This window comes from Mycobacterium basiliense, from assembly GCF_900292015.1.
GTDB lineage: Bacteria > Actinomycetota > Actinomycetes > Mycobacteriales > Mycobacteriaceae > Mycobacterium > Mycobacterium basiliense.
This window is the reverse complement of record NZ_LR130759.1, coordinates 1,609,903-1,629,360: the sequence shown is the minus strand read 5'-3', so window position 1 is coordinate 1,629,360 and position 19,458 is coordinate 1,609,903. Positions and strand designations below refer to the sequence as shown.

At 63.7% G+C, this 19,458-nt stretch carries 18 protein-coding genes and 1 pseudogene; 4 read left to right on the top strand and 15 right to left on the bottom strand.

Translation table 11 applies throughout. From position 1 onward, the window contains the following. Positions 1-100: 100 nt before the first annotated feature. The 7 genes and pseudogenes from MB901379_RS06975 to MB901379_RS06945 all read right to left on the bottom strand — a co-directional run bounded on the left by MB901379_RS06975 (position 101) and on the right by MB901379_RS06945 (position 6,665). Complete coding sequence (locus MB901379_RS06975; protein ID WP_158019009.1) at positions 101-841, bottom strand: TetR/AcrR family transcriptional regulator; 741 nt, start codon at positions 839-841, stop codon at positions 101-103. A 73-nt stretch (positions 842-914) separates the two neighbouring features. Beyond that, positions 915-3,092 carry a class 1b ribonucleoside-diphosphate reductase subunit alpha gene (nrdE, locus tag MB901379_RS06970; RefSeq protein ID WP_158015948.1) on the bottom strand — a complete coding sequence of 726 codons (2,178 nt, stop codon included), beginning with the start codon at positions 3,090-3,092 and terminating at the stop codon, positions 915-917. Further along, positions 3,062-3,526 carry a class Ib ribonucleoside-diphosphate reductase assembly flavoprotein NrdI gene (gene nrdI / locus MB901379_RS06965; protein WP_158015947.1) on the bottom strand — a complete coding sequence of 155 codons (465 nt, stop codon included), beginning with the start codon at positions 3,524-3,526 and terminating at the stop codon, positions 3,062-3,064. The genes nrdE and nrdI overlap by 31 nt, the downstream gene beginning before the upstream one ends. A gap of 33 nt (positions 3,527-3,559) precedes the next feature. Beyond that, complete coding sequence (locus MB901379_RS06960) at positions 3,560-3,799, bottom strand: redoxin NrdH (protein ID WP_158015946.1); 240 nt, start codon at positions 3,797-3,799, stop codon at positions 3,560-3,562. A gap of 681 nt (positions 3,800-4,480) precedes the next feature. Further along, on the bottom strand, positions 4,481-4,915 hold the full coding sequence (locus MB901379_RS06955; protein ID WP_158015945.1) for a pentapeptide repeat-containing protein: 435 nt from the start codon (positions 4,913-4,915) through the stop codon (positions 4,481-4,483). A 26-nt stretch (positions 4,916-4,941) separates the two neighbouring features. Then, a pseudogene (locus MB901379_RS06950) lies at positions 4,942-5,709 on the bottom strand (PPE family protein); the annotation flags it as partial. Between the two features lie 398 nt (positions 5,710-6,107). Continuing rightward, the gene (locus MB901379_RS06945; RefSeq protein WP_158015943.1) at positions 6,108-6,665 is read right to left on the bottom strand and encodes an NAD(P)H-dependent oxidoreductase; all 558 of its coding nucleotides are present in this window, start codon (positions 6,663-6,665) and stop codon (positions 6,108-6,110) included. 90 nt (positions 6,666-6,755) lie between these two features. On the opposite strand from MB901379_RS06945, the gene MB901379_RS06940 reads away from it, so the two are divergent. After that, complete coding sequence (locus MB901379_RS06940; protein ID WP_158015942.1) at positions 6,756-7,370, top strand: TetR/AcrR family transcriptional regulator; 615 nt, start codon at positions 6,756-6,758, stop codon at positions 7,368-7,370. A 52-nt stretch (positions 7,371-7,422) separates the two neighbouring features. On the opposite strand, the gene MB901379_RS06935 is transcribed toward MB901379_RS06940, so the two are convergent. Then, positions 7,423-8,298 (bottom strand): SDR family oxidoreductase, encoded by an 876-nt coding sequence (locus MB901379_RS06935; protein WP_158015941.1) that lies wholly within the window; start codon positions 8,296-8,298, stop codon positions 7,423-7,425. A gap of 50 nt (positions 8,299-8,348) precedes the next feature. Further along, positions 8,349-8,999 (bottom strand): TetR/AcrR family transcriptional regulator, encoded by a 651-nt coding sequence (locus MB901379_RS06930; RefSeq protein ID WP_158015940.1) that lies wholly within the window; start codon positions 8,997-8,999, stop codon positions 8,349-8,351. Positions 9,000-9,116: 117 nt separating this feature from the next. Between MB901379_RS06930 and MB901379_RS06925 the strand changes: the two genes are divergently transcribed. Next, positions 9,117-10,595, top strand: a complete 1,479-nt coding sequence (locus MB901379_RS06925) for a cytochrome P450 (RefSeq protein ID WP_158015939.1) — start codon at positions 9,117-9,119, stop codon at positions 10,593-10,595. A gap of 20 nt (positions 10,596-10,615) precedes the next feature. Here MB901379_RS06925 and MB901379_RS06920 read toward each other — a convergent pair whose 3' ends face one another. Next, positions 10,616-11,131, bottom strand: a complete 516-nt coding sequence (locus MB901379_RS06920; protein WP_158015938.1) for a 2-isopropylmalate synthase — start codon at positions 11,129-11,131, stop codon at positions 10,616-10,618. 321 nt (positions 11,132-11,452) lie between these two features. Here MB901379_RS06920 and MB901379_RS23965 point away from each other — a divergent pair, with 321 nt between their 5' ends. Beyond that, complete coding sequence (locus MB901379_RS23965; RefSeq protein ID WP_174237000.1) at positions 11,453-11,608, top strand: hypothetical protein; 156 nt, start codon at positions 11,453-11,455, stop codon at positions 11,606-11,608. Between the two features lie 407 nt (positions 11,609-12,015). Here the strand turns inward: MB901379_RS23965 and MB901379_RS06915 are convergent, their stop codons facing one another. The 3 genes from MB901379_RS06915 to MB901379_RS06905 all read right to left on the bottom strand — a co-directional run bounded on the left by MB901379_RS06915 (position 12,016) and on the right by MB901379_RS06905 (position 15,819). After that, positions 12,016-13,005, bottom strand: coding sequence for a sensor histidine kinase (locus MB901379_RS06915; protein ID WP_174236999.1), 990 nt, complete (start codon positions 13,003-13,005; stop codon positions 12,016-12,018). A 121-nt stretch (positions 13,006-13,126) separates the two neighbouring features. Then, positions 13,127-14,632 (bottom strand): FadR/GntR family transcriptional regulator, encoded by a 1,506-nt coding sequence (locus tag MB901379_RS06910; protein ID WP_158015937.1) that lies wholly within the window; start codon positions 14,630-14,632, stop codon positions 13,127-13,129. Beyond that, positions 14,626-15,819, bottom strand: a complete 1,194-nt coding sequence (locus MB901379_RS06905) for a thiolase family protein (RefSeq protein ID WP_158019007.1) — start codon at positions 15,817-15,819, stop codon at positions 14,626-14,628. Before MB901379_RS06905 ends, MB901379_RS06910 begins: the two co-directional genes overlap by 7 nt. 56 nt (positions 15,820-15,875) lie before the next feature. On the opposite strand from MB901379_RS06905, the gene MB901379_RS06900 reads away from it, so the two are divergent. Next, on the top strand, positions 15,876-16,226 hold the full coding sequence (locus tag MB901379_RS06900) for a Zn-ribbon domain-containing OB-fold protein (protein WP_158015936.1): 351 nt from the start codon (positions 15,876-15,878) through the stop codon (positions 16,224-16,226). Positions 16,227-16,318: 92 nt separating this feature from the next. On the opposite strand, the gene MB901379_RS06895 is transcribed toward MB901379_RS06900, so the two are convergent. Both MB901379_RS06895 and MB901379_RS06890 read right to left on the bottom strand, forming a co-directional pair. Continuing rightward, positions 16,319-18,484, bottom strand: coding sequence for an acyl-CoA dehydrogenase (locus MB901379_RS06895; protein WP_158015935.1), 2,166 nt, complete (start codon positions 18,482-18,484; stop codon positions 16,319-16,321). Positions 18,485-18,596: 112 nt separating this feature from the next. Further along, a complete protein-coding gene (locus MB901379_RS06890) occupies positions 18,597-19,355 on the bottom strand; it encodes an SDR family NAD(P)-dependent oxidoreductase (RefSeq protein ID WP_158015934.1) in 759 nt (252 codons plus the stop codon). Positions 19,356-19,458 lie beyond the last annotated feature (103 nt).

Below are 19,458 nucleotides of genomic sequence, written 5' to 3'. Positions count from 1 at the left end.
GCAACTACCACGATAGGCGCCTAACTGTGCGCAAATACCCAGTACCCCGGGTATCGGATACCACGAGTGTTGTCGATTGCCGCAACGATGTCAACGGCGCTCAGCTGGCGGCGGATTTGCTGGGCACCGCGTCGTGGATCGGCTTGTCGGGGTCCATCGCAATGCCCAGCGTCTCGGCAGTGCCCACGATGACTCCCATCATGATCGTCGTCAGGTGGGCGACGAACTGATCATGCGACATCCGTCGCGGGCTCTCCGGCTCGGGACCCAGCCACCATTCGGTGGCCGACGCGGCGGCTCCGAATGCGCTGTGTGCGGCAAGCTCGAGCGCCGCGCGGTTCAAGTCCATTTCGCGCAGTTCGTTGTTGAACAGCTCCGCGAAGGTCAGCGTGATCTCGCGACCCTCGTTGAGGGTGCGCACCGTCGCCTCGGACTGCTTTGCCGAGCGGCCCTGAATAAAGACCCGCAGCACGTTGGGATGCTTGTCCACTAAGGTGACGTACTCGTCGACACTGCGCCGGATCACCTCGCGCGCCGAGTCGGTGGCCAGATTGATAGACGGGAATATCGCCGCCCACAGCATGTCGCGCAGACGTTCTCCGATCGCCACGAACAGATCGGACTTATCGGCGAAATGACGGTAGATCTTGGGCTTGGCGGTGCCGGCCTCTTCGGCGATCTCGCGCACGCTCAGCTCGGGCCCCAAGCGGTCGATGGCGCGGAAGGCCGCTTCGACGATTTCGCTGCGCACCTTCTTGCGGTGCTCGCGCCAACGCTCGCTGCGCGCGTCGACTTTGACCCCAGGTTTCGCGCTGGGATGGGGTCTAGCAGCTCGAGGCATTCTCACCACGTCAAGCACCTTACCGCGTTGCAGCCGTTGACCTGGGCAGACTCGGCACTACACCGCGGGCGCCCTACAGCATGCAGGAGACGCAGCCCTCGACCTCGGTTCCTTCCAACGCCATCTGGCGCAGCCGGATGTAGTACAGGGTCTTGATCCCCTTGCGCCAGGCGTAGATCTGCGCCTGGTTCACCTCGCGGGTAGTGGCGGTGTCCTTGAAGAACAACGTCAGCGAAAGCCCTTGATCCACATGCTGCGTGGCCGCCGCATAGGTGTCGATGATCTTCTCGTAGCCGATTTCGTAGGCGTCCTGGTAGTACTCCAGGTTGTCGTTGGTCATATACGGCGCCGGATAGTAAACGCGGCCGATCTTGCCTTCCTTACGGATCTCGACCTTCGACACAATCGGGTGGATCGACGATGTCGAATGGTTGATGTAGGAGATCGACCCGGTCGGCGGCACCGCCTGCAGGTTCTGGTTGTAGATACCGTGCGCTTGCACCGATTCCTTCAGCCGCTGCCAGTCGTCCTGCGCCGGGATGCGGATTCCTGCATCGGCGAAAAGCTGGCGCACCCGTTCGGTTTTGGGCTCCCAGATCTGGTCGGTGTATTTGTCGAAGAACTCCCCCGACGCATACTTCGACCGCTCGAACCCTTTGAAATGCGTGCCACGTTCAATCGCGATCCGGTTCGATGCCCGCAATGCGTGATACAGCACCGTATAGAAGTACATGTTGGTGAAGTCGATGCCTTCTTCAGAACCGTAGAAAATCCGCTCGCGGGCCAGGTAGCCGTGCAAGTTCATCTGCCCCAGCCCGATGGCGTGGGAATCGTTGTTGCCCTGCTCGATTGAGGGTACGGAGCTGATGTGGGTCTGGTCGCTTACCGCGGTCAGCGCTCGGATCGCCACCTCGATACTCTGGGCGAAGTCCGGCGAATCCATCGTCTTGGCGATGTTCAGCGACCCAAGGTTGCATGAAATGTCTTTGCCGACTTTGGCATAGGACAAGTCGTCGTTGAACAACGACGGCGTGGACACCTGCAGGATCTCCGAGCACAGGTTCGAGTGCGTGATCTTGCCCTCGATCGGATTGGCGCGATTGACGGTGTCCTCGAACATAATGTAGGGATAGCCGGACTCGAACTGCAGCTCGGCCAGCGTCTGGAAGAACTCGCGCGCCTTGATCTTGTTCTTGCGGATGCGCGCGTCGTCGACCATCTCGTAGTACTTCTCGGTTACCGAGACATCGGCGAACGGCACGCCATAGACCCGTTCCACGTCATAGGGCGAGAACAGGTACATGTCCTCGTTCTTCTTGGCCAGCTCGAAGGTGATGTCGGGAATCACCACGCCCAGGCTTAGCGTCTTGATCCGGATCTTCTCGTCGGCGTTCTCCCGCTTGGTGTCTAGGAAGCGGTAGATGTCGGGGTGATGCGCGTGCAGGTACACCGCGCCGGCACCTTGGCGCGCACCCAGCTGGTTGGCGTAGGAGAACGAATCCTCGAGCAGCTTCATGATGGGGATGACGCCCGATGACTGGTTTTCGATGTTCTTGATCGGGGCGCCGTGCTCGCGAATATTGGTCAGCAGCAGGGCAACTCCCCCACCGCGCTTGGACAGCTGCAGCGCGGAGTTGATTGACCGCCCGATGGACTCCATGTTGTCTTCGATGCGCAGCAAGAAGCAGCTCACCGGTTCGCCGCGCTGCTTCTTGCCGGAATTCAAGAACGTCGGGGTGGCCGGCTGGAATCGGCCGTCGATGATCTCGTCAACCAGCTTCTCGGCCAGCACGGTGTCGCCGGCGGCGAGGGTTAGCGACACCATGACCACGCGATCCTCGAAACGTTCGAGGTAGCGCTTCCCGTCGAAGGTCTTCAGCGTGTACGAGGTGTAGTACTTGAAAGCGCCAAGGAATGTCGGGAATCGGAACTTCTTGGCGTAAGCGCGGTCGAGCAGGGTCTTGACGAAGTTCCGCGAGTACTGGTCGAGCACCTCACGCTCGTAGTAGTTCTCGCGGATCAGGTAGTCAAGCTTCTCGTCCTGGTTGTGGAAGAACACCGTGTTCTGGTTGACGTGCTGCAGAAAGTACTGGTGGGCGGCTTCCCGATCCTTGTCGAACTGGATCTTGCCGTCCGCGTCGTACAGATTCAGCATGGCGTTCAGCGCGTGGTAATCCACTTCGGCCGGTGCCCCGGAAAAGTGCGCGTGCGCGCCAGCGGTTACAGGCTCTGCAGTGACGGTTGGTGGCACGTCTGTTCCTTCCAGAATTCGGCCCAGAAATTGGCTAAGCCCGCGCGGACGGCTTCCACGTCGTCCTCGGTGCCCATCAGTTCGAAACGGTAGAGGTAGGGGACGCCGCACTTGCGCGAGATCACATTGCCCGCGTAGGCGAATTCGGCGCCGAAATTGTTGTTACCCGCGGCGATGACGCCGCGGATCAACGAGCGGTTGCGCTCGTCGTTCAAAAAGGCGATGACCTGCTTGGGGACATAGCCGCCAGCGTTGAGGTCCGGGGTGGCACGACCGCCGCCGTAGGTGGGCAGTATCAGCACGTACGGCTCGTCGACCTCGATTCGGCCGCGCAGCGGTATCCGGGTGGCGGGGACACCCAGCTTCTGGACGAAGCGGTGGGTGTTCTCCGACACGCTGGAGAAATAGACCAGGTTGCGCCCCGCAACGTCCATGGCACCGCAACCTCCTTACTCGTCGTCTACCCGCTAGGCGCTCAACGCAGACTTGGCGAGCGCCTTGATGCGATCGGGCCGGAAGCCGGACCAGTGGTCATCTCCGGCCACCACCACGGGCGCTTGCAGATAGCCCAGGGCCATGACGTAGTCCCGCGCCTCAGAGTCCAGGCTGATGTCGACCTTCTCGTAGGCGGTGCCTTGCTTGTCCAGCGCCTTGTAGGTGGCGCTGCACTGCACGCATGCGGGCTTGGTGTAAACGGTGATGGTCATGGGTGTACCGCTCCTTTGCGGAAATCGGGGAACGTGACAGGAACTGGCAACGACTCTGGTGGTGCATCTTCGCTATGTTCAGCGGCCCGGCGAGCCCCCAGATTCCCGTCATACGACCACCATGTCCGTCGACTTGGCGATGCTGATGCCGAGCTGCTCATTGGGCCCCGTGAAACCTGGCGGGGCCTGATGAACCTGGGTTCTGCCGGTGCTCGAAACACTACACCTAGGGGGTGACAACGAGAAGAGATACAAGATGTTCTGAATAACATTTCTGAAATTCCCTGGTCGTGAGGCCGCATCGGGCCCAGCCTCGGCGTGTCGCAGGTCACAACATCCGTCGGCGGCCCACATGCCGGTCTTCCTACCACCGACCACCGACAACTCCGCGGTCCGGTCGCGCCAGCTGGATCGGCAGCAAACCTTTCCCGAACCCCTCCACGGACCCGGGATCCGAGCACGACGACGAAAAACAAGCGGAGCTGGCCGACGCCGGCAACGTCTTCACCGGCGCAGCTACGGCCTGGTTCCGACAAAGAAGAAGCCCGCCAGCGTGCCGCCGGTATTTGAGACGCCCGAGACGAATGCCGGCGTCACCAAACCCGTATTACCAGGCCGGAGATAGTGCCACCCAAGTTGAGGATGCCGGACTGCAACGCACCGACGTTGAGCAAGCCGGAGCTACCAGGGCCGGCAACCGAGAAGTTGAGGAAGCCCGAATTGCCACCACCGCTGTTGCGAGAAGTCGGTGATCGGGATTTCGTATGGGCCGAATGTTCCCGGTCCAATGTCATAGTGATAGGTGTTGTCCCACAAGAAGTTCAACGGGATCGGGTCGAAAGTGGTGGTGTCAATGGTGACCGGTCCGAAATCGTAGAAGATGTAGTACGGCGCAAATGCTAGGTAGGCCTCGAAGGGTGGGCTATTTATGGTGAATTCGTTGAGGGTCATGTCGCTGACCACACCGGTGAACGGTATGTGCACGGAAATGTCCACGACACCGACCGCCGCGAATGCGGCCCCCACGTTGTGACTACCGGTATTGGCCAACCCCACATTGCCGGCACCGGTATTGTCCCACCCCAGGTTCTCCTCCCCCACATTGGCAACGCTCACACCATATAACGGCCCACATTGGCCGCACCAATATGGTAATCACCCACATTGCCCGGCCCCACGTTAAAACTACCCAGGTTCGCCGAACCAACATTGAAACCACCAACATTGCCGTGACCCACATTGCCGCCACCCACATTGCCCAACCCCAGATTGAAGTCACCCCGATTTGCCGCACCCACGTTTCCGTTGCCGATGTTGGCAAAGCCCAAATTCAGGTTGATCGAGCTGCTGCCGAGAACAGTTTCTGCCGCGGCGCGTGCACCGGCTGGGCTAAGAGCCGTCAGCCGAAGGGGCGTCAGCGCCGCGGCGATCGCCGACGCCCCGGCATGGTAATCCAGCATCGCCGCCACGTCCTGCGCCCACATCTGCTCGTATTGAGCTTCGGCAGCCGCGATGGCCGGCGCGTTTTGCCCGAAGAGGTTGGACCGAGCCAGCGACACCAGCTGTCCTCGATTGGATGCCACCAGTCCCGGATGTACCGTCGCCGCCCGGGCCGCTTCGAAGGCTCGCGCCGCGGCGTTGGCCTGCTCCGCAGCTTGTTCTGCGTGCGCCCCGGCCACGCTTAGCCAGTCGATATGCCTCGCCGCCGCGGCCGTCATCGCCATCGACGCCGAACCCTGCCAGGCCCTGTCCGCCAGCCCTGAAACCACCGACAAGAACCCTGAGGCGCCAGATCGCAGCTCGGTTGCCAACTCGGCCCAGCCCGTGGCCGCGGCCAACACCGGCCCGGGTCCCGGACCACCGAACAGCCGCTCGGAATTAACCTCTGGCGGTAGGGTCGCGAAGTTCATCTACCCCCGGCCTCGAGTTGGTCGTTGGGCACGACCCCAAGCGCCATGGTCTCCCGACTTCCTGGCCACCGGCCGCCGCACATTCTCGCGACCACCCCGCGACGCAAATCAATAGCCATGCCTCCTGCGCCATTGTGGCGTTGCGCCATGGTGCCGTCGCGCCGTTTCGAATCGGCAATTTGCAGATGATCTTCCGTTCGCGAAAATGCTAAGACAAACGCACAACGGATGCTGCGATTCGGCAAAACATGGCGAGCTAAGATGTGCATGGCGCATCGTCGCATTTGAGCGGAGATAATTGCGCAGCCCGACCTAATAGAATCCGAATATAATTCGGAGTTGATCGGAACTTCGCGTGCTTATTCGCGCAATCCGATATAAACGACCACGTTCCCAGATCAGCTAACTTCGGCGGCGAGCTTGCCCACTACGTCGCGCACATTCGCCGACAGCTCGGCGTTATCTGTGAGCGGGGTGGCACCCAGACTCTGCAACGGCACTGAGAGTTTTATCGTGTCGATCACGCGGGTGCCGGCGATGGCAAACGATTTGCGGGTTTCGTCGTGGGCCCACACCCCGCCGTATCGGCCCATGGCTCCGCCGATGACCGCGAGTGGCTTGCCTTTCAATGCGCCGTCCCCGAACGGCCGGGACAGCCAGTCGATCGCGTTCTTGACCACCGCGGGAATGGTGCCGTTGTACTCGGGAGTGACCACCAGGGCCGCGTCCGCGTTTGCCGCCGCGGTGCGCAATGCGGTGACCGCCGCGGGAACGGCGCCGGCTGTATCGATGTCCTCGTTGTAGAACGGCAACTCGCCCAGTCCATCGAATAGGTTCACGTGGACGCTATCCGGTGCAACATCGGTAGCGAGCTCGGCGATCTGGCGGTTGATCGACGCCGCACGCAGGCTTCCCACCAAAGCCAGTATCTGGATATCGGACTTCATCGTTGACACGGGCGTGTTCCCTTCCCTCGCTGGTCTACATCTTCGCACGATCGAACCGGACTATGGTCCGCTTTATTCCATCCGGGTTAGAGTGCAGAAATGAGCGGTGTCCAGAAGTTGGGCGAGTTGTCCGTGTCCGCTCGGCAGGAACCGCCCACCGAACGCGGCGACGCAGCGCGCAACCGCGCGCTGCTGCTGGAAGCCGCGCGTCGCCTCGTCGCCAAACGAGGCGCCGACGCGATCACCACCGACGAGATTGCCACTGCCGCCGGTGTCGGCAAGGGCACACTGTTCCGCCGGTTCGGTAGTCGGGCCGGCCTCATGATGGTGCTGCTCGACGAGGACGAGCGCACGAGTCAGCAGGCTTTCCTGTTCGGTCCGCCACCGCTGGGCCCAGACGCCCCACCGCTGGATCGCCTGATCGCGTTCGGTCGTGAGCGGATCTGTTTCGTCCATACGCACCACGAGCTGTTGTCGGAGGCCAACCGCAATCCGCGGACCCGCTACGGCCCCGCGACCTCGGTGCACCGTACCCATGTGCGCGCACTACTACAGTCGGCCGACACCAGCGGGAATCTTGATGCCCAAACCGATGCGCTGCTAGCCCTCCTGGACGCCGATTACGTCGAACATCAGCTCAGCGAGCGCGGTCATACCCTGGATACGCTGGGCGACGCATGGGAAACCCTGGCACGCAAGCTGTGCGGCCGATGATTCCTGCCCTCTGGTGTGCCCTTTGGTGGACCGCCCGGGATGTGAGGCCAACTCACTCCGCGCTCGCGCCGGTCACCGGCTTTGGCCGTAGCGCGCGGGTAAAGATCACATTGACCTGGCGCATCGCCACGCTATAGGGCCACCACGCCAGCCGCTTGAAGGCGTACAGCGCACGGATATCCGACGACGTATAGATCAGGTATCTGTTCTTGGCCACCCCGGCCAGGATCTTCTCGGCCACCCTTTCCGGCGACACGGCGTGACCGCTGAAGCGGTCGACCCAGCGGCCGACCTGGGGGTCATCGCGGTCGACACCGGCGATTTCCACCGTGTCGACCAACGGAGTCCGCACCGCACCCGGTACCACGACCGACACCCCGATACGGTGCCGGGCCAGATCGAAACGCAGCACCTCGGATAGTCCCCGCAGTCCATACTTGCTGGCGCTGTAGGCAGCATGCCAGGGCAGCGCGACCAGGCCCGCCGCCGAGGACACGTTGACCACATGCCCACCGCGGCCCGCGGCGATCATCGGCGGGACGAAGGTCTCGATGACGTGGATGGGACCCATCAGATTGATCGCGATCATCTTGCTCCATTGATCGTGCGTCAACCGGTCGACGGTCCCCCATGCCGATACGCCAGCAATGTTCAGCACGACGTCCATACTGGGGTTACCGGCGTGGACGTCCGCCGCGAACGCGGCGACCGCTTCGTAGTCGGAGATGTCGAGAACACGGTGTGCGCTCACCTGCGCGCCCAGCGCTACGGCGTCGGACACGGTCTGCGCCAAGCCGGCGTCATCGCGGTCGGTCAGATAGAGTTCGGCGCCCTGCGCCGCAAGCCGCAACGCGGTGGCGCGGCCGATACCACTGGCCGCACCAGTCACCAGACACCGCTTGCCCGCGAAATACCGCCCCTGCACCATGGCGGTGACGATACCGGCGGTAACGCGATGACAAAGCCGGCCCCGACCACTTAGACCGTGGCCGGACCCCCCCACAGCGCGTTGAGCCACATCTGCTCGAGCACCCGCACCAGGCGGTCCAAGTCGCTGTCGCGACCTACCAGCAGCGGGTCGCCGGTCAGCATCAGTGCGGTCGTGGCCGCCAACGTGCGAATCAGCGTCGGCAGGTCGTCACTGATCGGGTTCGCCGTACCGGCCTTCATCTCGGCATCAACCACCCCGACAATCTGGCCTAGCACCACTTCGAACTGCTGCTCGAGAATGTTGCGGATCTCAATGTCGCTATGGCGGGCGGCGTTGCAGGCCATCATCACGGGGTCGTTGTGGGCATAGACAACGGCGGCGCTACCGACCATCCGCCGGGCGAACTCTTCCGGTGATTCCCCCGGCTGCCGGGGGGCGAAGTATTGGGTAAGTTCTTCGAGTTCCTCGGCGGCTTCCGCCAAGATCTGGGCGAGCACGGCATATTTGGAATCGAAGTAGAAGTAGAAGCCGGAGCGGGCTAACCCCGCCCGATTACTGATGGCGCTGACCGACAGCTCGGCAAATGGCCGCTCCTGCAAGAGCTCACGCACCGCCTGCAGGATCGCTTGTCGATGTTTGTCCCCGCGTCGCCGCAACGCGGGCTCGCGCTGCTGCTCACCGGTGGCATGGCCGTTCACCGTTCGATCACCACCCGACCTTGCACCAAGCCAGGCGAAAAGGGAACTTGACAGCCGTCAAGTTCGTCCTGAGGATAGGTGGATAGTGGCGGCCGCCACAACCGGTAAGGAGCGTCAATGGCCACTATCAGCACCCCGGCTTACCTCCTTGACCAAGCCCAGCGCCGGCTCACCCCCTCGTTCAACAACTTTCCCGGTATGGGTCTTGTCGAACGCTGGCTGCTGAACACGCAATTTCCGGAGAAGAAACTGGCCGACCCGCCGCCGGGTAGCGGGCTCAAGCCGGTGGTGGGCGATGCGGGGTTACCGATCCTCGGCCACTTCATCGAGATGTTGCGCGGCGGACCGGACTATCTGATGTTCCTCTACGAGAGCAAGGGTCCGGTGATCTTCGGCGACTCACCAGTGCTGCCGGCCGTCGTTGCACTGGGCCCCGACGCCGCCCAAGTGATCTATTCCAACCGAAACAAGGACTACTCACAGCAGGGCTGGGTCCCCGTGATCGGGCCTTTCTTCAATCGCGGACTCATGCTGCTTGACTTCGAAGAACACATGTTTCACCGGCGGATCATGCAGGAAGCTTTCGTGCGGTCCCGGCTGGTCGGCTATGTCGAGCACATGGACCAGGTGGTATCGCAGGTGATCGCAAACGATTGGGTGGTCAACGACGCGCGCTTTCTGCTCTACCCGGCGATGAAAGAACTCACCCTCGACATCGCGTCGATGGTGTTCATGGGCCATCAGCCGGGCACCGACCGAGAGCTGGTCACCCGGGTGAACAAGGCGTTTACCACGACCACCCGGGCGGGCAACGCCATCATCCGCACCAGCGTGCCCCCATTTACCTGGTGGCGAGGCCTCAAGGCACGAGAATTGCTGGAGAAGTACTTCGCCGAGCGGGTCAAGGAACAGCGCGGCAAGGACGGCAACGACCTGCTGACGGTCTTGTGCCAGACCGAGGACGACGACGGAAACCGATTTTCCGACCAGGACATCATCAACCACATGATCTTTTTGATGATGGCCGCCCACGACACATCGACCTCGACGGCCACCACGATGGCCTACCAGCTGGCCGCCCATCCGCACTGGCAGCAGCGCTGCCGCGACGAATCGGATCGCCTCGGCGACGGGCCACTGGACATTGAATCCCTGGAGAAGCTGGAATCGCTCGACCTGGTCATGAACGAATCGATTCGGTTGGTGACGCCGGTCCAATGGGCGATGCGGCAGACAGTGCGCGACACCGATCTGCTTGGCTACTACCTACCCAAAGGCACCAACGTCGTCGCATATCCGGGGATGAATCATCGCTTACCGGAATTCTGGACCGATCCGATGACCTTTGACCCGGAACGATTTACCGAGCCGCGCAATGAGCACAAGCGACACCGCTACGCGTTCACGCCATTTGGTGGCGGCGCGCACAAGTGTCTCGGGATGGTGTTCGGCCAGCTGGAGATCAAGACGATCCTGCACCGGCTGTTGCGTCGCTACCGACTCGAACTCGCCCGACCGGATTACCGGGCGTGCTGGGACTACAGCGGCATGCCGGTCCCGATGGACGGGATGCCGATCATGTTGCGTCCCCTCTGATCGGCTCATTTCGCCGGGCGTCAGTCGTGTAGCCGGTTAACGCAGGCGATCAGCGCGCGCAGCGCGGACTGAGTCGGATCGACCGACCAACCCATTGCCCACTCGACGCGAATTCCGTTGGTTCCCCGGATGAAGGTTGCCGTGCAACCGCCGGCCTGCATCTGATGGAACTTCAGCGTCTCCACCGCAATTCCGCGGCCGTGCAGCATCGCGGTGAGAGCCGCGACTGGTCCACCGGCGGCAGCGGTCGACGCGCACATCCGGTCTCCCACTGCGATCATGGCGCGGAAGTGGCGGGCCTGCGGACCCAACCGCCCGGCAGGTCGACGCGCGTCGGTGCACTCCCAGTGCCCCAACCGGACCGGACCTGCGTTGTGGCCGTAGGCCGCGACGAAGCGATCCCATGACATCGCGGCGGATTGCTCCCGCAGCCCGCGCGGCAACCCGACACCGAAATGGCCCGAAAACCATGCGTCGGCAGTCGGCTGGTGCGGCGAACCACCGCTGGAATTCAGATCGAGGGAGGGGGAGTACATGTGCCGGTCTTCTCTGATTCGCAGGAGCGACCGACGGGTAGTAGCCTCCGACCCACAGCGGGGAGTCGGTCTGGATCAGACCCCGCTGCGGGTGCTGGCTACTACGGCACGCTCAAGAAGACGCACGAACGGTGACACTAGACGCCGCATACCGGCCGCGCAACCCGTTTTTTTGGCCGCCTCACCCGTTTGCCCGTATATCAAGCCGCGGCACCGAGGGAAGATGCCAAAACCGCTCACAGCGTCAATTGATGGCGATAGCATCTGTTGGCGGTAGAAATCGCAGACTCCGGTGATCTGGCCAAACGAAGGGGGCGGTCAATGAGTGCGAGAAAAGCCAGCAAAGGAATGCAAGCGGTTCGGATGGTGGTCGTGGTGCTATCCGCGGCATTAGCGGTCGCGGCGGCGGGCTGCACCGCACAGCGGGAGGTCCCCGTGGAGCCGACGTTTACCGAACCAACAGGGCAAGAGGGTTAGTACGCCAATTCGGCGAGCGGTCCGACGGACCCGGCCGCGTTGGCTTGGACAGGTAACCGGACGACCGCGTTGGCGGTCGGTCCGCGTCGCGCCGGCGACTCACCAGCTTCGCGCCGCGGAACTCCTCGCCGATAGTCGGAAACGACGCATCGGCGAGGACTACCGGCTATAGCATCGCAACACTGCACGGAGAATGTTCGGCCACGCTCATGAACGGCAACAGAAAGGTACCGCCATGGCAAAGACCAAAACCTTCCGACTAGTGGCAGCTGCGCTCTTTGCGGCCTGTGCGCTATTCGCCGTCGGCTGCTCCTCCGAGGTCAACGAACCACCCGCTCCCACGATGACGAGTTCGTTCCCGCGATAACCACATTCCCGTCGGACGGGTTGCTTGCCACCGCGCTGCGCTAGCCCATCTGCTTCGGCATTGGGCTTAGCCGCAGATATGCCTGGATGGTCGTTCCTTTTGCGGTGGTGTGGGTACGCACCAGATCCGCCATCGCGTTGACCAGAAACAGGCCCCGGCTAGCGGTTCCGGTGCCACCGGGCGGCCGACGGCCCACCAGCGGATCGTTGAGTTGTCCGTCGTCGCGCGCTTCACAGACCAGATGCTCATCGTGTCGCCAGAAGGCCAGCCGGCAGGCACCACCGGCATGCTGCAAGCTGTTGGTGGCCAACTCGGTAGCGATCAGCTGTAGATCTTTGAGGCCCTCCTGCGACAAGCCGACCCATCCCGCGTAGTCGATGGCAAACGACCGTGCGGGCCGCAGGTCTGCGCCCCCGCGCACCAGGTAAGTCACCGCTCCCGGATTCGACGGCAGCGGCTGATTGCACCGCGCCAAAACCTCCTCCGGCGCATAGTCGGCGCTTCGGTGCACCGACCCGCACTTCCATAACAATGGGTGGGTCGCGCGTGCGGCCGCCAGCACATCGTCCTGCATCCGCTCCGCGTCGTAGAGACACAGGGCCGTCACACGCTTATTTGCCAGCGCCCCATTGACCAGCGCCTCATGCTGCACACAAGCCAGACACTCGTCGGCCGTGCGCCCCGGCCAGACAAGCTGGCCGACGATCCGCACCCGCCGATCGGCGTATTTCGCCAGGAAGGAATTCGCTATCGCCAGAAACCGGCTTGGATTACGAGCTACCTCCGTGATGTCGACCATCCGCAGTTGGGCGACCGAAGGCGGGAACACGCGCCGTGGCAACGCGCGCACCAATTCAAGCCGATCCCCCGGAACCGCGACCAGAACCGGCTCCCCCATTGCGATTCCGTCGCCGATGAACGTTGCGACGCACTCCAGATACTCCCGTTGGGAGTGATACAGCAGCGCGGAGTGGACGAAACCACCGTGCTCGGTCTCCGTGCCCCCCGTGCTCTGCACGCTCATTGTCATGTCAGCGCTCCAACCTGTGCCGGCACTCCGCTGGGCCGACTACCCCGTTGGATACCTACATACCCGCCCAGTGCGGTGGATATGCGTGAGCTGTGCAAATTCTGGAAGCTGCGGTTTGGCGCTACAACCACCATGAAGCTGCCGCGTCGAGGTGACGACGGATGCGGTATCGGGCCAGGCTGTCGTCACCGTGGTTGATCGCGTCGAGAATCCGTAGGTGGGCGTGTTCGACGGCGACGACGTCGCTCCAGGTCGGCTGCTCTTGCCCGGTGCTGGACCAATGACGGTGAAACAGCTCGACGATTATCCGCAGGAACAGGTCCAGCAGCGCATTGCCGGCTAGGTGGGCCAGTCCGATATGAAACCGAAATTCCTCGACCGCGGCCTTACGGGCATCGACGACATCTCCGGCATCGACGGAGATGAAATCCCTGGGCGGCCGCAACTCGTCGAGCACGGTCTGCACCCGCGGTTCGGCGCGGAGCTGGACAAGGTTGGCCACGTTGGCAATCTCGATGACCTCGCGCACACCGCGTAGGTCTTCCCGGCTCGGCTTGCGGTACTGCAAGTACAGCGCAATGGTGTCGATGCTGGCTTGCGCCCGGGGCCGTGTCACCACCAGCCCACCGCCAGGCCCGCGGCGCATCTGGGCAATCTCGTGATATTCCAGCAGCCGCACCGCCTCACGCAACGCGGCACGGCTCACTCGGTAACGTTCCAGCAGCCCGGTCTCGGTCCCAAAGACCGAACCGACCTGCCAGCCGCTGGCCGCGATGTCGTCGCCGATCGTGGCCGCCAGTACCTCGGCGAGCTTGCCACGGGGCGCCTCGTGATCAAGCCTGGGCGCCCGGCCCGGCGCCCGCGCCGGCCTGGACCCGGCGCCGTCCTGGTGATCCCGCAACCAACTGGTCACCGCTTGCGCGTGTCGCTCGCTCAGCGTCTTGGCGCGCGCCGAATCGCCCGCGGTCACGGCCGCCGCTATTTCCGAGTGGTCGTGGTGCACGTGATCGACCGCCACCCGCGCCGTCTCGTTGGCCACGGTTGCCGAGTCGGTGCGTGCAGCGTATCTCCTGGTCATCCTCATCAGTACTTCGATAAACAGTTGCAGGACAGGATTTTTCGATTGCTGGGCGAGCGCGACGTGAAACTCGTCGCGCGCCGCGGGGAGACCCGGCTTCTGCTGTTCCTCGGCGAGTAAAACGGCTCGCAACCGATCGATGCCGGCCTCGTCGATATGCTCCGCTGCCAGCGACGCCGCGAGCGGCTCGAGTACCAGACGGGCATCGAGCAGGTCACTCAACGTGGTGCCCACATACTCGAGGTAGATGACGACAGCGCGGGTGGCAGGCCCGGCGTCGGGGGCACAGATCAGCAGCCCACCGTTGGGCCCGCGGCGCATCCGCGCGACCTGGTGGTGCTCGACCAGCCGAACCGCTTCGCGCAGCACCGATCGACTTGCCCCATAGCGTTGTTGCAGGGCTCTTTCCGAACCCAGCGATTCCCCAACCGTCCAACCGCGACGGACAATGTCGGCCTCGATGCAACGGGCGATCTTCGCCGCTCGCTTGTCCGTCCGAACCGTGTCCGGCTGCAGATTCACGTCAGCGGCGCCCGGCTGAGTCAACATGTGAGCAGCATGCATCCCGCGACGGGACCACCACCCACCGAGACCACGCCGACCTCTGGGCGTTTCGCTAGCTGCCGCGGTCCGGCCTCACCCCGTAGCTGCAGACACCCTTCATGCAGCGCCCAGTAGCCGTGCATGCGCCCCGCCGAAAGCTGCCCCCCGTAAGTGTTGAGCGGTAGCTCGCCGTCACGCGCTATCCGCGTCCCGTCCTCGACGAACGGTCCGCCGTCGCCGTCGGCACATATGCCGAGGGCCTCCAACCAGGCGATGGTCAGAAACGTGAAGCCGTCGTAGAGCTGCGCCACGTCGAGGTCGGCCGGAGTGAAATCCGTCCGGGACCACATCTGCGCCGCCGCGTCCGACATCGCCATCTTGGGGTAATCGTCGCGATGAAACCAACCGCCGGCGCCGTCGGATCCGCCGATCGCCGCAACGGCCACGGCGCGGTGCGGACAATCGCGCGCATACTCCGCACCGGACACCACCACCGCGATGGAGCCATCGATCGGCACATCACAGTCCAGCAGTCCGAACGGCGTCGAAACCGGTCGCGCACCCAGATAATCAGCCATCGTTATCGGTTCGCGGTAGACGGCAAGGGGATTCAATGCCGCATTCCGCCGGCCGTTGAGCGCGACCCAGCCCAACTGCTGCTTGGTGGTGCCGTACAGCTCCATGTGCCGGCGACAGTTCAGCGCCAACCAATTCGCGGCGGAGTAGGCCTGGGCCGCAATGAGATCGGTGATGTCGTCCATCGGCCCGACGGCGGGACGCGGAGCCCCTTCGGGGACTTCCAGCATGCGCGCAAGCGGTGGGGCCGGTGCGTCCTGCTGAGGTGTTACCGGCACGGTGCCGCCGAGCATTTGGATGGTCCGGTAGACGATCACATGACGAGCACGCCGCTCGGCGACAGCCCGGCACGCCGACATCACCGGGCTCAGCAGACCACCGGTGCCGAACCCGCTCCCGCAGTCCACGGCATCGATCCGCAGTTCGGCGTTGACCTCGCCGGCCGGGGTGTCGCCCAACGTCGCGATCCCGTCGATGTCGGCCGCGGTCAGGCCCGCATCATCGATGGCGGCCCGCACCGCCGCCATGGTCAGCTCGAGCCCCGGTATGCCGGTGCGACGGCCGATCCGCGAGATGCCGATGCCGGACAGGATCGCGTCCTGCTCGAAATACTTCATCCGCACCGCCCACCAGACCAGGTCCACCAGAATCAATAGAGTGTACTGTATTGATCGTGTCCGCCGAGCCGACCTCGCCGTTGCTCGTCGAGCGCTGCGAGGCTTGCGCCCGCTGGGCGCATCCCGCGACCGGAGAATGCCCGGACTGCGGCGCACCGCTGGTGGTACGGCCGGTGTCCGGGCAGGGCATCGTGTTCACCTTCACGGTCAACTACCACCCGTATAACCCGGACATCCCGACGCCCTATGTGATCGCCCTGGTGGAACTCGATGAACAGCGCGGGCTGCGGGTGGCCGCCAACATCGTCGATTGCGAGCCCGATGCGGTGCGGTGTGGAATGCCCGTCGTGCTCCGTGGAGACCGGGGTGGTGGCGGGGCGCCATTGTTCGCGCCGGCCACGCGTTGATCACCGGCTTGCGGGCCACTGGCGAGCAGACACAGAATCGCATCTGATTGGCACTTCTGATGCGATTCTGTGTCTGCTCGCCGGGCCGGAACCTAGTTGATCAGCGGGTCGCGTGGCATGCCGAGAATCCGCTCGGCAATCTGGTTGCGCGTCACTTCCGAGGTACCACCCGCGATCGCCATGCCGCGGGCGCCCATGACCATCCGGCCGACCGCTACGCCGGGCCCGTCGAGCACCGCGATCTCCGGCCCCAACGAGGCCGCCGAGATGGCCGCCCCCTCCACCATGTGCTCGGCCAGTTTGAGCTTGGTGACGTTGCCTTCCGGACCCGGGCCCGCTCCCTCGACACTGCGCGCGGCACGACGCAGGTTCAGCAGCCGCAACGCGTGATCTTCGGCCAGAAATGCACCAACCCGGATCTCGGCCCCGGCCAACCGGCCCGCTCCCCGTTGCGCCAGCTGCACCAGCCTGGCGGCCAGACCCTCGTAGTAACCTCCACTGCCGCCGATGCTGACTCGCTCGTTGCCCAGCGTCGCCCGCGCGACCGTCCACCCGGAGTTGGGCGCGCCGACGACGTCTTCGTCGGGCACGAACACATCGTTGAAGAACACCTCGTTGAATTCCGAGCCGCCGGTGATCTGCCGCAGCGGCCGTACCTCCACTCCGGGCGACTTCATGTCGATGATCACGGTGGTGATGCCGGCGTGTTTAGGGACGTCGGGATCGGTACGCACGGTGGCCAGCCCGCGGGCACAGTACTGCGCGCCGCTGGTCCATACCTTCTGCCCGTTGATCTTCCAGCCGCCGTCCACCCGAGTGGCCCGGGTCTTCACCGACGCCGCATCCGACCCGGCCTCCGGCTCGGAGAACAGCTGGCACCAAACCTCCTCCTGACGCAGCGCCTTCTCCACGAATCTTTCTATTTGCCACGGAGTTCCATGCTGAATTAGCGTCAAGATCACCCAGCCGGTGATCGAGTAGTCCGGGCGCTTGATACCGGCCTTGCGGAACTCCTCCTCAATCACCAACTGCTCCACCGCATCCGCGGCGCGACCCCACGGTTTGGGCCAGTGCGGCGTCACGTAGCCGGTCTCGATCAACTTGTCCAGCTGGGCGTTCTTGTCCAAGGCGGCGATCTCGACGGCGTCGGCCCGGATCCCGATGCGTAACTCTTCGGCCTCGGCGGGCAGGTCTAGGCTGTTCTCCCGGGTCGCACCCGCGGCGGTGCGCTCGAAGACATCACGCGCCGGTGCGTCACCACCCAACAAGGCCGCATCCACCAGCGCCCGCCGAAGATGCAGATGTGCATCATGCTCCCAGGTGAATCCGATGCCCCCGTGCACCTGGATGTTGAGCTCGGCATTGCGCGCATAGGCCGGGAACGCCAGGATCGCCGCCACCGCTGCGATGAGGCGGAACTGTTCCTCATCCTCGGCTGCCGCGCGCGAGGCATCCCACACAGCGGCGATGCCCGACTCCGCGGCCACCAGCATGTTGGCGCAATGATGTTTCACCGCTTGGAACGTGGCGATGGTACGGCCGAATTGTTGACGCACCTTGGCGTAAGCGACGGCGGCGTCGAGGCAGTCGGTCGCACCACCGACCGCTTCGGCGGCCAACAATGTGCGTGCGCGCGCCAACGCCGACGGTCGCGCCCCGGGCAAGAGGTCACCGGTGGTGACTTTCACGTTGTGCAACCGCACGCGCCCGGACCGCCGGGTGGGATCGAGGTTGTCCGGTACGTCAACCGACAAACCCTCGCGGCCGCGGTCCAACACCAGCACGTCATCCCCGGCGGTGACCAAAAGCAGCTCGGCCAGACCGGCGCCCAATACGATCCCGGCGTCGCCGTTGGCGACACCATCGGCGACCTGAACCTGGCCGTCGAGGCCGATGCCCGCGGTGATCGTCCCGTCGATCAGGCCCGGCAGCAGCCGCGCCTGCTGTTCGTCGCCGCCCTCCTTGACAATCACCGACGAAGCGATAACGGTCGGCACAAATGGTCCGGGGGCCACCGCACGGCCGAGCTCCTCGATCACCACCACCAGTTCGGGCAACCCATAGCCAGAGCCGCCGTGCTCTTCGTCGATGTGCAGACCGAGCCAGCCGAGTTCCACCAGGTCCTGCCAGAACGGCGGCCGCTGCTCATCGGACGCATCGAGCAGCGACCGTGCCGCCCAACGCGCCTTCTGGGTGGTCAAAAACGCGCGGGCCACCTCGGCAAGTTCGCGATGGTCGTCAGTCAGTGCGATACCCATCAGGGCCCTCCTCGCGGCACTGCCCAGCCCACACCGTCGCGGACTTGGCTGATTATCTAAAGAGTGTACTCAAATGGTCGAGGGGTAGTTGGCGGGGTCGACACTTTGGGCGTCATTTGGGCGCGAACCTCTGCCCCGCGTCCAGCCGGAGGCACTGGCCGTTGAGCATCGGGTTGTCCACGATGGCCGCTGCCAGCTTGGCGTACTCGATCGGGCGGCCCATCCGCTTCGGGAAGGCCGCGTCTTTGACCAGTTGGACCGCCATCTCGTCGGGAACCATGGCGGTCAGCCCGGTCAGGAACAGGCTCGGCGCGATGGCCAGAACGCGAATTCCCATCGATCCCAGATCACGGGCCATGGTCAGACACATGCCGGCAATCGCGGCCTTGGCAGCCGTATAGGCGACCTGCCCAATCTGGCCCTCGAAGGCCGCGATCGAGGCGGTGTTGATGATGACGCCGCGTTCTTCATCTTCGGGCTCGTTGTTGGCCATGTGCGCGGCCGCCAACCGGCTGATGTTGAACGTGGCGATCAGGTTGAGGTCGATGACGGATTGGAAGGATTGCAGGTCGTGCGGACCGGACTTGGTCAAGGTCCGCTTGGCGATACCGCCGCCCGCGGTAGTCACCGTGACATGCAGGCCATCGAGGTTGTCGACCGCGCGCTGCAGGGTCTCTTCGGTGCCGGCGAAGTCGGTGACGTCAACCGGATAGAACGCACCACCCACCCCTTCGGCAACGACTTTGCCATCGGAGTTCTCGCGATCGAGCACGGCGACGTGCGCGCCACGTTGCGCCAACAACTCCGCCGTGGCACGACCCATCCCCGACGCACCGCCGATGACGACGACCTTCTTCCCGCTGATCTCCATCCGGACCTCCCTACGTTGTCCTGTGTCGGCTTGTCAGAATCCCAACAATTTGTAACGTTATGTACGCACGCTAGCGTGTCCGCTCGGCGAAGGTGTCGGCGAG

What these genes read in the sequence shown, in the direction of transcription:
- MB901379_RS06975 (WP_158019009.1), bottom strand. Translation starts at nt 841, where the DNA reads ATGCCTCGAGCTGCTAGACCCCATCCCAGCGCGAAACCTGGGGTCAAA.
- nrdI (WP_158015947.1), bottom strand. Translation starts at nt 3,526, where the DNA reads ATGGACGTTGCGGGGCGCAACCTGGTCTATTTCTCCAGCGTGTCGGAG.
- MB901379_RS06960 (WP_158015946.1), bottom strand. Translation starts at nt 3,799, where the DNA reads ATGACCATCACCGTTTACACCAAGCCCGCATGCGTGCAGTGCAGCGCC.
- MB901379_RS06940 (WP_158015942.1), top strand. Translation starts at nt 6,756, where the DNA reads ATGAGCGGTGTCCAGAAGTTGGGCGAGTTGTCCGTGTCCGCTCGGCAG.
- MB901379_RS06935 (WP_158015941.1), bottom strand. Translation starts at nt 8,298, where the DNA reads ATGGTGCAGGGGCGGTATTTCGCGGGCAAGCGGTGTCTGGTGACTGGT.
- MB901379_RS06925 (WP_158015939.1), top strand. Translation starts at nt 9,117, where the DNA reads ATGGCCACTATCAGCACCCCGGCTTACCTCCTTGACCAAGCCCAGCGC.
- MB901379_RS06920 (WP_158015938.1), bottom strand. Translation starts at nt 11,131, where the DNA reads ATGTACTCCCCCTCCCTCGATCTGAATTCCAGCGGTGGTTCGCCGCAC.
- MB901379_RS23965 (WP_174237000.1), top strand. Translation starts at nt 11,453, where the DNA reads ATGAGTGCGAGAAAAGCCAGCAAAGGAATGCAAGCGGTTCGGATGGTG.
- MB901379_RS06915 (WP_174236999.1), bottom strand. Translation starts at nt 13,005, where the DNA reads ATGACAATGAGCGTGCAGAGCACGGGGGGCACGGAGACCGAGCACGGT.
- MB901379_RS06910 (WP_158015937.1), bottom strand. Translation starts at nt 14,632, where the DNA reads ATGTTGACTCAGCCGGGCGCCGCTGACGTGAATCTGCAGCCGGACACG.
- MB901379_RS06905 (WP_158019007.1), bottom strand. Translation starts at nt 15,819, where the DNA reads ATGAAGTATTTCGAGCAGGACGCGATCCTGTCCGGCATCGGCATCTCG.
- MB901379_RS06895 (WP_158015935.1), bottom strand. Translation starts at nt 18,484, where the DNA reads ATGGGTATCGCACTGACTGACGACCATCGCGAACTTGCCGAGGTGGCC.
- MB901379_RS06890 (WP_158015934.1), bottom strand. Translation starts at nt 19,355, where the DNA reads ATGGAGATCAGCGGGAAGAAGGTCGTCGTCATCGGCGGTGCGTCGGGG.